The following is a 12,494-nucleotide window of genomic DNA, read 5'->3' as shown; positions in this document are numbered from 1 at the left end:
CGTCGGCAGGAGGGGGTCTTTCTGGGCCTCGCTGCCCGCCGTTCCGATGCATCCCGGTGCGCCGGGCCGGCGCGGACGGCCGCGGCTCGGCGGGTCCTAGCAAGGTTTATCCAGTTGAGCCGCTACAGAATCCATGTCGTCTCGGAGATGTGTGGCGTGTCCTCGGCGACGCTGCGCGCGTGGGAGCGCCGTTATGGCGTGCCGTCCCCCGCGCGCACGGCGTCGGCGTACCGCCTGTACAGCGACGACGATGTGGCGGTGATCAAGAAGATGCGCGACCACGTGAACGGCGGGATCGCCGCGGCCGAGGCGGCGCGCATGGTGCTCGAGGCGGCGGGGCCGCGCGCGCCGGTGGGCGCGAGCGGCGGCGACGCGTTCGCCGGGGCGAGCGAGCGCATCGTCGACGCCGCGGTCCGGTTCGATCCTGACGGCCTCGAGGCCGAGGTGAACCGGGCCCTCTCGCTCGGCCCGGCGGTGACGATCTTCGAGCGCGCGCTCGGCCCGGCGCTCGAGCGCATCGGCGATCTCTGGCACGCGGGGAAGATCACGGTCGCGCAGGAGCACCTCGCCTCGCAGGTCCTCGGCGCGACGCTGCTGCACCTCCTGCGGCTCGCGCAGCCTGGCGAGAGCGGGCGTCGCGTGCTGCTCGCGGCCTTCGCCGACGAGGATCACGTGCTCGGGCTGTTCGGCATCGGCCTGCGCTTCTGCTCGTGGGGCTTCCGCTCCGTCGTGCTCGGCGCGAGGACGCCGCCCGCCGCGATCGCGCGGGCGGTCGAGGCGCTCGCGCCGGACCTCGTCGCGCTGACGGTCGCGATCCCGCCGCTCCCGCCGTCGGCGCGCGAGCTCATCGACGCCTACGCGGACGCGTGCCGGGGCGTGCCGTGGATCGTGGGCGGCGCGGGCGCCGGGGCGCTCCGGCCCTTCATCGAGGCGCGCGGCGGCCTCGTGGCGGCCGCGGAGGCGGCGGAGATCCGCGCGCAGGTCGAGTCCGCGCTGCACGCGCGGCGGCGCCGCAAGGACGGGCGCTGAGCGCGCGCTCCGCCGGCCGGGGCGTTCGCTGCGGTCAGCCCTCGACTTCCTTGCGGAGCAGATCGAGGACCCTGCTCCGCGACTCCGGCTTGAGGGCGCCTTCGGCAGCGAAGAGCACGTGGCCGTTCTTGCCGACCACGACGACGTTGCTGACGCCGCGGCGGAGCTTGTAGGCCGCGCGGAAGGAGCCGTCCCAGTCGCAGTAGACCGTCCCGCCGACCTTCCTCGACTCCTCCCGGATGGCGTCCTTCACGAAGCCTCTCGCCGGCCAGAAGTCGTAGGAGCTGACGTCGGCGATCGCGGCGACGGCGATGCCTCGCCGGTAGCGGTCGCCCTTCGTGAGCTTCGCCAGCGCTTCCTTGAGCGCCTGGTTCTGGGTCTTCGAGTCCTTGTCCTCGTAGACGATGAGGATCGGCTTGCCTTGAAGCGCCTTGATCTGGAGCGCGCGGCCGTCCGCGTCCTCGACGCGCGCGTTCGGCGCCCGGTCCCCCTCCGAGGGCAGCGCCAGCGCGGCGCCCGAGATCAGCGCGAGGGACAGCGCCGCCGCGGAGGCGACCGAGCGGAGGCGGGCGGCGAGGACGCCGCGGCGGCGGGGGGCGGGCGGGCAGGGCTGCATGTCCGGGGTTTCTAGCGCTTTCCGGGGTGCGCTCCCAGGGCTGTTCGAGTCTGACGAGTCCGTTCGCCGCCGTTCCCGCCCATCTGCCTCGAGGGGACGACGGCGCGCCGTGCTCTTGACACCCCACGTGCCGTGCAAAGATTAGGCGGTGCGAAGAGACCGGCTCTCGGAGCCAAGGTCCCGTAACGCTACAACAAATCGGCCGTCGCGAGCAGGGTGACGGCGCCGTGGGCGGAGCCCCGGCGCGCGCCGCGCGCGGCGGTCATGGAGGATTGACATGCTGCACCGAGCCACGGATTTCGATCGCGCGTTTGCCATGATGGATGAGCTTCGCCGGCGCCTCGACTGGGTGTTCGAGGAGGCGGACGCGCCCCGCGCGTCGCTCCGCGGCGATTTCGACCAGACGTCCCGGTACGTGGGTGGTCCGCGCGTTTACCTGTTCGACACGGGGAGCGCCCTTGTCGTCAAGGCCGATGTTCCGGGTCTGACGGAGAAGGATGTTCAGATCTCGCTGAATCAGGACGTCCTGACGGTGAGCGGCGAGCGCAAGTCGGATGCGCCGGAGGGCTACCTCGTCCACCGCAGGGAGCGGGGCGGAGTGCGCTTCAGCCGGAGCTTCACGCTGCCGAGCAAGGTCGATCCGGAGAAGACGACCGCCGTCCTGAAGAACGGCGTGCTGACGCTCACGCTGAACAAGGCCGCCGAGGCGCAGCCGCGTCAGATCGCGGTGACGGCGCGCTGAGAGAGCGGAGAACCGAGGAGCGAACGAAGCGAACGAAGCGAACGAAGCGGAGAGCGACGATCCTGCGACGAGCGGATCTGGAGTGTACCGAGGAAGGAGCGATGAACATGAGCACCGATCGCAGCTTGACCCACCGTGCCGAGAGCAACCCCGAGAAGATCCAGCAGCGCCCTGCGGTGGCGCCGGCGGTCGACATCTACGAGAGCGCCGACGAGCTCCTGGTCGTGGCCGATCTCCCCGGCGTGACGCAGGATCGCCTGGCGGTCCGCGTGGAGAAGGGCGAGCTCACGTTCGAGGGCCGGCGGACCGAGGCGGCCGAGCGGGAGCAGGGCGTCGAAGGCCTGCCGGACTTCCGCCGCAGCTTCGTGGTCCCGCAGGGCATCGATTCCGAGAAGATCTCCGCGGATCTCCGGGCGGGCGTCCTGCGGATCCACCTGCCGAAGAGCGCGTCGCTCAAGCCGCGTCAGATCCCGATCCGCGCGAGCTGAGGCGGTGTGTCGGGTGTCGAGGCACCGTGTTGCCGATCACCGACGGCCCCCTCCGGGGCGGCGTCGGGGCGGCGCGCGGTGCCCTTCGCGCGTACGAAGTCGAGACGAGCGGGCGCTGACGTGTCGCGTGCGCAGCCTGGAGTCACCACATCACCGAGGACCGGCGGTGTAACCTGGCGCGACATCTTCATGCTGCGTCGCTTTGCGCGCAGGCTCGAGGATCGGGTGGTGGATCAATAGCCTTTGACCGTCAGCGTCCAGGTGGCCTCGCTCCCGCACGCGGTCCCCTCGACGTGTCGGACCTCGATGGCGAACCAGAGGTGATCGTCGGGACCCGCGCGATCGTTCCAAGTGGTCGTGAACGATTCAGGCGTGCCTTGCCCTCTCACGCCGGACGTGAAGCAGTCCGGGGCATCGACTTCAAGCTCTCCCGGATATACTATCAGATCGAAGTTCATCCCCGGCGGAGAGGTGAGCGTGGCCTTGAAGACCTCGGAGCCAGGAACGTTGAACTTGTCGACGACGTAGACCTTGAACCACTTCGACGTTGTCCCTCTCTCCGTCAGCGTCACCGAGTCGCCGCCGTCATCGCCCGAGATCTCACCGAGATCCTCTGCTCCAGCGCACGTGTTCGGCGCCGCATAGTCGCACTCGGCCACCGCTCCCCCACCACCGCTGGCGCCACCATCGCCTTCATTGCTGCCCGCGTCGCTGCCCTCGCCCTCAGCGCCGCCGGCCCCGGTGGAGCCGACGCTCACGCTCGAGCTAGAGCTCGAGCTCACGGACAGGTCTTCCCCTCCGGCGCCGCCATCACCGCCGAGCCCGCCTCCGCCGGCCTGCTCCTCGTAATAGCCGGGCAGCAGATCGTCGGTGCCGTTGGCGCACGCGGCGAGGGTGAGAAGGACCGCAGGAATGACAAGCAGCCGGCCGGGCGTGTGCATTGCACGCATTCTATCTGCTCTCACGACAGCGGTCCAAGGAAGCCACGAGACAACGTGAGATACCGTAGCGTCGTTCATCACCGCCGGAAACGGAGACAACCGTTCAAGTTGTTTTCATTACCACGGACCTTAATTTCCGCGAATATCGATGAGGACTCGGCCCGAAACGACGGACGGGAACGTCCACGATACACATCTGGAACTCGATGCCTCGCGTGCCTCCGTAGAACGAGAATGAGACCTCACCTCCTGGCCCGCCCCGGAGCCCCCTCCACGCGCGCGGCCCGGACCGGGCCAGGGGCACCGCGCCGCACCACGCCGCCGCACCCCCGCTCCCGCCCGCCACGGGCCCGCGCCGTCCCGGCTGGCGTCAGCGCGCTTCCGCGACGTCCCGCATTTCGGTAGTCTCGGCGCCGCTGAAGCCCGCCCTCGACGCCTTGCTCTCACTGCGCGCGAAGACGCTGCTGGCGATCGCCGCCACGCTGCTCGGGCTCAGCTTTGCCTTGTACGGCGTTTCCTCGAGGGCGCTCCTCGCCAACTCGATGGCCGCCGAGGCGCAGGACACCCGCCGTACCGTGCACGTGGCGCTCAACCTCTTCCGCCAGGCCAGCAGCGACTTCAACGCGCGCTGGACCGACTGGAGCCAGTGGGATGACGCCTACGCGTTCGTGCAGGACGGCAATCAAGAGTTCGTTCGCTCGAACCTCGTCGCCCAGCTCTTCGACATCGCCCGGATCGATCTCGCGGTCTTCGCCGGCGCAGACGGGAACGCCGTGTACAGCACCGGCTACGACCACGCCACGAAGAGCTGGGCCCCCCTGCCGCGCGGCGTCGCGGAGCGGCTCCGCGTCGGCGATCTCCTCTTCGGGCGGGACGCGCCCAGCAGCGCCATCCGAGGCGGCATCGTCCTCCTCCCGGACGGGCCGATGCTCCTCTGCTCCCAGCCGAGCGTCGGCAGCTCCGGCCGCGGACCGGTCGCCGGCACCGTCACGTTCGGGCGCTTCTTGACCGACGCCGAGATCAAGCGCCTCACCGAGCCCGCCGGCCTCTCGCTCGCCGTGCGCCGCCTCGACGATCCCCAGTTGCCCGACGACTTCCGCGAGGCGCGCGCCGCCCTGTCCGACCGCGACCCGATCCTCGTCCGCCCGCTCGGCGGCGATCGGATCGCCGGATACACCGTCCTCAACGACATCGACGGCAAGCCGGCGCTGCTCGTGCGCGTGGACAACGACCGGGCCATCCTCAGGATGGGCCATGACACATTGCGTTATCTCGTGCTCGTGACCGTGGTCGTGGGCCTGGTCTTCGGCGGCGTCACGCTGCTGCTCCTGGAGAAGCTGGTCCTGTACCGGCTCGCCCGCCTCAGCCGGGAGGTCACGGAGATCGGCGGCGTCGGCGACCTCTCGGCGCGGGTCGCGATGCCGGGCACCGACGAGCTGTCGCGCCTCACCGGCTCGATCAACGGCATGCTGTCGGCCCTGGAGGCGAACGCGCGGCGGCAGAGCCAGCAGAAGGCGGCGCTCGAGCAGGCGAAGGCGGCGGCCGAGCGAGCTCAAGAGCGCTCGGACCGGCTCCTCCTCAACATCCTGCCGAGGACGATCGCCGATCAGCTGAAGGAGCACGAGCAGCTCATCGCCGAGCACTTCGAGGAGGTGACCGTCCTCTTCGCGGACATCGCGGACTTCACCCCGCTCGCCGCGCGGCTCCCCCCGGCGGAGCTCGTCGGCCTGCTCAACCGGATGTTCTCCTCGTTCGATCAGCTCGCCGAGCAGCACGGGCTGGAGAAGATCAAGACCATAGGAGACGCCTATATGGTCGTCGGCGGGCTGCCGGCGCAGCGCCCCGATCACGCGAGGGCCATCGCGCGGATGGCGATCGCCATGACGCACACCGTGCGCCAGTTCGTCGGCGACGACGGCGAGCCGTTCCAGCTCAGGATCGGCATCAACACCGGGCCTGTCATCGCCGGCGTGATCGGCAAGAAGAAGTTCAGCTACGACCTCTGGGGCGACGCGGTGAACGTGGCGAGCCGCATGGAGTCGAGCGGAGAGCCCGGCCGGATCCAGGTGAGCGAGGCGAGCTATTCCCTGCTCGCTCGAGATTTCCTCCTCGAGGAGCGGGGCCTCGTGGCGATCAAGGGCAAGGGCGCGATGAAGACCTATTGGCTCATCGGCGAGAACACACCGCAGTAGCGCGGCGCGCGCCACGACCCACGCTCGTTCGCGCTCGTTACCCCGCGATTGACAGGCCCCCAGCCGATTGACAGGCCCCCAGCCGATTGACAAGACCAGGCGGGCGTGCAATGGCTGCCCGCCGATGTCAGACCAGGAGCGAGGCGCCCTCATGGACAAGCAGGCCCCGAACGAGACGACGCTTCCCGTCACCGTCCGCGAACCGGGCCCCGGAGAGGACCGCGACGAGCTCGTGCGCCTCCTCTTCGGCGACGCCGCGGCGTCGGCCAGGCGGCCCGAGGAGTACGAGGCGCGCTATCCCCGGCGCGCGCTGCCCAAAGGCGCGATGGTCACCCGCTACGCGCCGAGCCCGACCGGGTTCATGCACATCGGCGGCATCTTCGTGTCGCTCATCAACAAGCGGCTGTCGCTCCAGAGCGAGGGCGTCTTCTACCTCCGCCTCGAGGACACCGACGTGAAGCGCGCCATCCCCGGCGCGCTCGACACCATCGTCGACTCCCTCGCGCGCTTCGATCTCTCCCCTCAGGAGGGCGTGCTCCGCGCGCCGGCGAAGGACGGTGGCGCGCCGTCGCGAGGCGAGTTCGTGCAGCAGGGCAACTACGGCCCCTACATCCAGACCGAGCGGGTCGGGATCTACCGGGATTACGCGATCGATCTCATCCGCCGCGGCTTCGCCTACCCCTGCTTCTGCACGGTCGAGGAGCTCGACGCCATCCGGCAGGAGCAGATGGCCCTCACGGTGAAGCCCGGGGTCCACGGCCGGTGGGCGAAGTGGCGCGACGCGCCGCTCGCCCGGGTGAAGGAGGCGCTCGCGGGCGGCACCCCGTTCGTGCTCCGGCTGCGCGCCCCGGACGACGTCTCCGGCCGCGTCGAGTGGAAGGACGGCGTGAAGGGCGTCATCTCGATGCCCGTCAACGATCTCGACACCATCCTCCTCAAGTCGGACGGCATCCCGACGTACCACTTCGCCCACGCGATCGACGATCACCTGATGCGCACGACGCACGTGATCCGGGGCGACGAGTGGATCTCGTCGATGCCGCTCCACCTGCAGCTCTTCCGCACGCTCGGCTTCAGGCCGGTCGAGTACGCCCACGTCCCGCCCATCCAGAAGCTCGATCGCGTGGAGGAGGTCGACCCGGAGACGGGCGAGACGAAGGTCTCGGACGCGCGGCGCAAGCTGAGCAAGCGCAAGGACCCCGAGGCGAACATCGCGTATTACCGGGAGATCGGCGTCCCCGAGACAGGCACCATCGAGTACCTCCTCAACATCGCCAACTCCGCGTTCGAGGACTGGCGCAAGGCGAACCCCGACAAGCCCTATTCCGCCTTCCCCCTCAAGCTCAACAAGCTCGCCCCCGGCGGCGCGCTGAGCGACATGGTGAAGCTGAAGAGCGTGAGCCAGGCGGTCGTGAGCCGGATGAGCGCCGAGGACGTCTATGCCCAGGGCCTCGACTGGGCCAGGGAGCACGACAAGGAGCTCGCCGCGCTGATGGAGCGAGATCCGGAGTACACGAAGCGCGCGCTCGGCATCGAGCGCGGCGGCAAGAAGTCGAACAAGCGCATCACCACCTGGCCCGATCTGCGGCCCCAGCTCTTCTTCTTCTACGACGAGCTCTACGACCGCGTCGACGCGCTCGATTTCCCCGAGAACGTCCCGGAGGGCGATCGCCAGCCGCTGCTCCGGCAGATGCTCGACACGTTCGACCCGGCCGACTCGAAGGAGGCGTGGTTCGAGAAGATCCGGCAGATCGCGGTGGCCTCGGGCTACGCCGGCGAGGTGAAGCAGTACAAGGCCTCTCCCGAGTCGTGGAAGGGCCATGTCGGCGACGTCTCGATGCTCCTCCGGGTCGCGGTCTGCGGCACGAGGAACAGCCCCGATCTGACCGAGGTCATGGCGGTGCTGGGCGAGCCGCGCGTGCGGGCGCGCATCGCGCGCTTCCTCTGAGGCGCGGCGTGACGAGCCCGCGGGCCGCGCGACGAGGGCGCGGCCGGCAGCGGCAGGAGGAAGAGCGATGAGCGAGGTGTGCCGGTTCGCCCCGTCGACCACCGGGCCCGCCCACCTCGGCACGCTCGCCGCGGCGCTGCTCGCCTGGCTGGACGCGCGGTCGCGGGGCGCGCGGCTGGTCCTCCGGCTGGAGGACCTCGATCCCGACCGCTGCCGGCCCGAGTTCGCGCGCGCGATCGAGGAGGATCTCGCGTGGCTCGGGCTCGATTTCGACGAGCGCGTCGAGCAGCACGCGCGGAGGGCGCACCACGAGGCGGCGATGGACCGGCTCCAGGCGCTCGGCGCGCTGTACCCCTGCTCCGCGACGCGCGAGGAGGTGCGCGCGATCGGCCGGCGCGCCCCGGACGGCGGCTTCGCCTACGACAACCGCGCGCGCGGCCGCGCGCTCCCGCCCGGCGGGTGGCGCGCGAGCGTGGAGCCGATCCGGGCGCGGCTGCCCGACGGCGTGTTCCGGCCCCTGGACGAGGGCGGGCTCGACCTGTCGCAGGAGCCCGCCCTCGAGATGGGCGATCCCGTGGTTCGCCGGCGCGACGGCGCCTTCTCCTACCAGCTGGCGGTGGTGGTCGACGACGGCGCGGCCGGCGTCACGCGCGTCGTCCGCGGGCGCGACATCGCGCCGAGCACCGCGACGCAGGCGGCGCTCCAGGCGCTGCTCGGGCTGCCAGCGCCTGTCTACCGGCACCACCTGCTCCTCCTGGAGGAGCGCGGCGGCAAGCTGGCGAAGACGCACGGCGCGGCGCGCGGGGCGGCGCTCGCCCGGAGCGCGCCCGCGCTCACCGGCGCGCTCGCCTGCTGCGTCGGCCTGCGGGATCGCCCCGATCCGTGCACGCCGGCGGAGCTGCTCCGCGAGTTCGACTGGTCGCGCGTCGCGACCGCGGACCGCGTCGTGAGCCTCCGCGACGGCTCGCTCACGCTGGCGGCGAGCGGCCCCTGAGCGGCGCGTCGATCAGGCGGGCAGCGGCGAGACGGCGCGCCCCAGCATCGGGAGCCACGTGAGGATCGCGTTCGGCCGCGGGAAGTCGTCGTCGTCGTCGTCGTCGCGCCGGCCATCACGCCCACGACGGGCGCGGCTGCCAAACAGCGTCCAGGCGCGCCACGCCTGCCCGGCGAGGTCGCGCGCCCGTCCCGACGAAGTGTCATGTCCAAGGAGCATCATGTGTGGCAGCCGCTTACCACAGGTCCAGGTCGGCGCGCCAGTGTTCCACGCCGAGGCCACGCGAACGTGACCGTCCCGAGGACCGGCCGCGGTGCCCGGACCGTCCCTGCTCCTTCACAGCGCCCGGGACATGACACTTCGTCGGGACGGGCGCGCGACCTCCGAAGAAGACGCCGCCGAGAAGGCCTGACGCGCCTCGCGTCGAGCGCGCGCAGCACATCATCGCTCCCTGCCCGGTGAGGGCCAGTCGCTCTCTCGAGGACTGTGAGGCGACCACTCCATTCGTGAGCCCCGCGGCGAGAGCGCGAGACAACTCGGCGCGAATTTGACCGCGAGCACACCCGCAATCTCGCGAGGCCGTGCGCAACAAATGCAACTGAACACAACCGAACACAACCGAACACAAATCCAGTGCGAACCAGTGCGAACCAGTGCGAACCAGTGCGAAAACGATTGCGCACCACGTACGACGCACCGCTTCCCAGATCATTCGCAGTTTGACGAGGACGTTATAATGCACACTGAGCGGCACGCGATCATACAACGCACGACGACAATCCCAGCCAGGCTGTCCGAATTGCTTGACACAGAGGTAGCCCATGACCTTACATGTCTTATGGATACGATTATCGCGTGGGCTGTTGGTATCATGATGACATGGGCCCCGCCTGGGAAGAGCTTCATCAAGGACGCGGTCGAGACGCCCGAGGAAGGCCGCGCGCGCTACCACGAGATCGCACGCGCGGCGGCGAAGGTTGCCTATGATCCCGCGTTGAAGCCGCTCTTCGGCGGCCCGCGCGGTCGAGCCGAGACGATGGCGCTGCTCTTGTCGATCGCGTACTTCGAGAGCGGTTACCGTCGCGACGTGGACCTCGGGCTCGGGAAGCTCGCGCGCGGCTCGGGGCTCGACTCCTGTCTGCTCCAGGTCCGCGTCGGCGCCGGCAAGACCCGGGAGGGGTGGTCGCACGAGGATCTCGTCGGGGATCGAGAGAAATGCTTCCGCTCTGGACTCGCGCTGATCAAGGGATCCTTCGGGGCGTGCCGCAAGCAGGAGCCGCGCGACCGGCTCAGCGCATACACGCGCGGCAGGTGCGTCGACAACGACAAGCATTCGAGGGCGCGCATCGGGCGCGCGCTGAACGTGCCGCGCGCGCCGATAACGGACGCGGCGGTGCTCGCCGCAATGCCCGGGCGCGCCCCCCTCCCCGCGGCGCCGCCGAGCGCGCCGTCCGCGACAGGGGCGGCCAGGACGGTCGCACCAGCCGGAACCGCCGGAAACGACAGCTGACGCGGCGAGGAATGAGGGGGACTGGCCAGCGCGCGAGCGCGTCGCGATCGCCCCGCGCGCGGCCGCTCCCGCCGCGCCGGACGACCCGCTGGAGGCGCGCTCAGCCCCGGATCAGGTTCGTGGCCGCCTCGGCGGTGAGGTAGCTCTTGCTCTTCATTCCCAGGCGGATCGACGACAGGCTCACGTCCGCCTCGCCCTGGAGCGCGGCGATCGTCAGCGCGTTGTGACAGTAGATGTTGATGAGCTTCGGGCTACCGCCGCTCCTCGCGTGCAGCAGCTGCTGCGACGCGAGGTCCAGCCGGAGCCCCCGCCTGCTCCCTCCGACCGAGCACATCCTGAAATCGATGTATTCGATCATCTCCTGCTGGGTCATGCCGGGCAAGAGGAGCGACTGAGCGCCGGAGTAGAGCTCGCGCGGCACGCCGTTCGAGGCGAGGGTCGCGGGGAGATCGGGGGCGCCCACCAGGATCATCGAGAGCCTGCCCGCCGGGGCGCAGCGCAGGATGTCATGGAGCTCCATCAGGAGATCGTGATCCTCCGGATCGACGCCGTCGACGACCAGCACCGCTATCGCGTCCGACCCGGCGCGGAGGAGCGCTTGCCCGAGGAACGCGTCGACGAGGAACTGCTGGCTCAGCGTCGGTGTGATGGCCGTCGCCCCCACCTGCCTGCACAGCGACACGAGCGGCCGCGTCCCGAAGAGCAGCTGCGGCTCGACCGAGAAGACCTGGATCCGCGGGACCTTGTTCTTGATCATCTCACAGACGAAGGTCCGGCCGCTCCCCGGCTCGCCCACGAGGATCGCCGGGCGCTGCCCGGCGACGATCTGCGACGCCAGCGTCCTCAAGATCCAGGCATAAGGGCCTGCGTCCCAGAAGAAGCTCGGCTGCCGGATGTCGCTGAACGGATAGCCGGTCAGCCCGAAATGATCCCGGTAGCTGTACTGGCCGGTGAAGTGCCCGACGGCGGTCGAGCTGCTCACCAGGATCGTGCCCGTCGGCGTCGCGAGCGGGCCCCTGGGCTGCGCCGGGAGCTCGCTTATCCTCGTATCGCCGAGATCCACGGGCGCGCCGAGCAGCGCGCTCTTCGGCTCCGCCATCTCTCGCGGCCTGACGCTGCTGCGCCGGAGCATCAGCATGTCCTCGAGGAACGCCACGATGTGCCCGGCCGACGGCCGCTCCTGCGGCCTCTTCGCCAAGCAGCGGCGCAGGAGCTCCGCGAGGAGCGGGTCGATGTCCGGCATCGCCAGCTTCGGATCCGGGACGGGCGCGTGGCAGTGCGCCTGGAAGCAGCCAGCGAGATCCCGCGCCGAGAAGGGCGTCCTGCCCACGAGCAGGTGGTAGAACGTGCAGCCCAGGCTGTAGATGTCCGACGGAGGCGCGATGTCCTGCCCGGTCCACTGCTCCGGGCTCATGTAGAAAGGCGTGCCCTCCAGCGTGCGGGCGGCGCTGCCCCCGAGCGGACCGCTCTCCGGATGGGACGCCAGGCCGAAGTCGGCGATCTTGAGCGTCCCCGACGCATTGAGGAGGAGGTTGGCGGGCTTGACGTCGCGGTGGGAGATGCCGTACGACGCCGCGAGCTCGAGCGCCGCCGCGGCCTCGCGCATCTTCTCGATCCCGAACTGCTCCGGCAGGCGGCCGCCGTGCTGCTTGGCCGCCTGCGCCATGGTGAGGCCGTGGACGTACTCCATGGCGATGTAGCGGACGTCCTCGTCCTCGCCGACCTGGAAGATCTGCACCACGTTCGGGTGCAGGAGGCGCGCCGCCGCGCGCGCCTCGCGCAGGAAGCGGTCGCGCCGCTCGGGATCGGTGTCCGCGCTCCCCTTCGCGATCAGCTTCACCGCGACGTCGCGCTGGAGCACGCTGTCCCTGGCCAGGTACACGGCGCCCATCGCGCCGATGCCGAGCAGCTGGATCAGCTGGAACGGTCCCAGCCACTGCCCCGCCAGGTGAGTCAGCGTACTCGCAGGCTCCGCGATCATCGGACTCTCATTCCCATCTTGCCATCAAACCCGTGCGCTCGCCGGGCGAATGC

The 12,494-nt window shown here is 70.2% G+C and carries 11 protein-coding genes; 7 read left to right on the top strand and 4 right to left on the bottom strand.

Annotation, left to right across the window (positions count from 1 at the left end; genetic code table 11):
- Positions 1-114 precede the first annotated feature (114 nt).
- Positions 115-1,029 carry a MerR family transcriptional regulator gene (locus WMF27_RS03245; protein ID WP_437761721.1) on the top strand — a complete coding sequence of 305 codons (915 nt, stop codon included), beginning with the start codon at positions 115-117 and terminating at the stop codon, positions 1,027-1,029.
- Positions 1,030-1,063: 34 nt separating this feature from the next.
- Here WMF27_RS03245 and WMF27_RS03240 read toward each other — a convergent pair whose 3' ends face one another.
- Positions 1,064-1,645, bottom strand: coding sequence for a YtfJ family protein (locus tag WMF27_RS03240; RefSeq protein WP_437761722.1), 582 nt, complete (start codon positions 1,643-1,645; stop codon positions 1,064-1,066).
- Between the two features lie 277 nt (positions 1,646-1,922).
- Between WMF27_RS03240 and WMF27_RS03235 the strand changes: the two genes are divergently transcribed.
- Positions 1,923-2,387 (top strand): Hsp20/alpha crystallin family protein, encoded by a 465-nt coding sequence (locus WMF27_RS03235; protein WP_437761723.1) that lies wholly within the window; start codon positions 1,923-1,925, stop codon positions 2,385-2,387.
- Positions 2,388-2,494: 107 nt separating this feature from the next.
- Positions 2,495-2,875, top strand: coding sequence for an Hsp20/alpha crystallin family protein (locus WMF27_RS03230; protein WP_437761724.1), 381 nt, complete (start codon positions 2,495-2,497; stop codon positions 2,873-2,875).
- A 233-nt stretch (positions 2,876-3,108) separates the two neighbouring features.
- Here WMF27_RS03230 and WMF27_RS03225 read toward each other — a convergent pair whose 3' ends face one another.
- On the bottom strand, positions 3,109-3,816 hold the full coding sequence (locus WMF27_RS03225) for a hypothetical protein (protein WP_437761725.1): 708 nt from the start codon (positions 3,814-3,816) through the stop codon (positions 3,109-3,111).
- Positions 3,817-4,253: 437 nt separating this feature from the next.
- On the opposite strand from WMF27_RS03225, the gene WMF27_RS03220 reads away from it, so the two are divergent.
- The 3 genes from WMF27_RS03220 to WMF27_RS03210 all read left to right on the top strand — a co-directional run bounded on the left by WMF27_RS03220 (position 4,254) and on the right by WMF27_RS03210 (position 8,950).
- On the top strand, positions 4,254-6,008 hold the full coding sequence (locus tag WMF27_RS03220) for an adenylate/guanylate cyclase domain-containing protein (RefSeq protein ID WP_437761726.1): 1,755 nt from the start codon (positions 4,254-4,256) through the stop codon (positions 6,006-6,008).
- A gap of 151 nt (positions 6,009-6,159) precedes the next feature.
- Positions 6,160-7,956, top strand: a complete 1,797-nt coding sequence (locus tag WMF27_RS03215) for a glutamate--tRNA ligase (protein ID WP_437761727.1) — start codon at positions 6,160-6,162, stop codon at positions 7,954-7,956.
- Between the two features lie 67 nt (positions 7,957-8,023).
- Positions 8,024-8,950, top strand: a complete 927-nt coding sequence (locus WMF27_RS03210) for a glutamate--tRNA ligase family protein (RefSeq protein ID WP_437761728.1) — start codon at positions 8,024-8,026, stop codon at positions 8,948-8,950.
- A 12-nt stretch (positions 8,951-8,962) separates the two neighbouring features.
- On the opposite strand, the gene WMF27_RS03205 is transcribed toward WMF27_RS03210, so the two are convergent.
- Positions 8,963-9,172, bottom strand: coding sequence for a hypothetical protein (locus WMF27_RS03205; protein WP_437761729.1), 210 nt, complete (start codon positions 9,170-9,172; stop codon positions 8,963-8,965).
- Positions 9,173-9,821: 649 nt separating this feature from the next.
- Here WMF27_RS03205 and WMF27_RS03200 point away from each other — a divergent pair.
- Positions 9,822-10,460: a hypothetical protein gene (locus WMF27_RS03200; RefSeq protein ID WP_437761730.1), complete on the top strand. Its 639-nt coding sequence runs from the start codon at positions 9,822-9,824 to the stop codon at positions 10,458-10,460.
- A 100-nt stretch (positions 10,461-10,560) separates the two neighbouring features.
- On the opposite strand, the gene WMF27_RS03195 is transcribed toward WMF27_RS03200, so the two are convergent.
- Positions 10,561-12,441: a protein kinase domain-containing protein gene (locus WMF27_RS03195; RefSeq protein ID WP_437761731.1), complete on the bottom strand. Its 1,881-nt coding sequence runs from the start codon at positions 12,439-12,441 to the stop codon at positions 10,561-10,563.
- Positions 12,442-12,494: the final 53 nt, after the last annotated feature.

It is taken from the genome of Sorangium sp. So ce281, assembly GCF_051527395.1.
GTDB lineage: Bacteria > Myxococcota_A > Polyangia > Polyangiales > Polyangiaceae > Sorangium > Sorangium cellulosum_B.
This window is presented reverse-complemented; position numbering and strand designations above follow the sequence as displayed.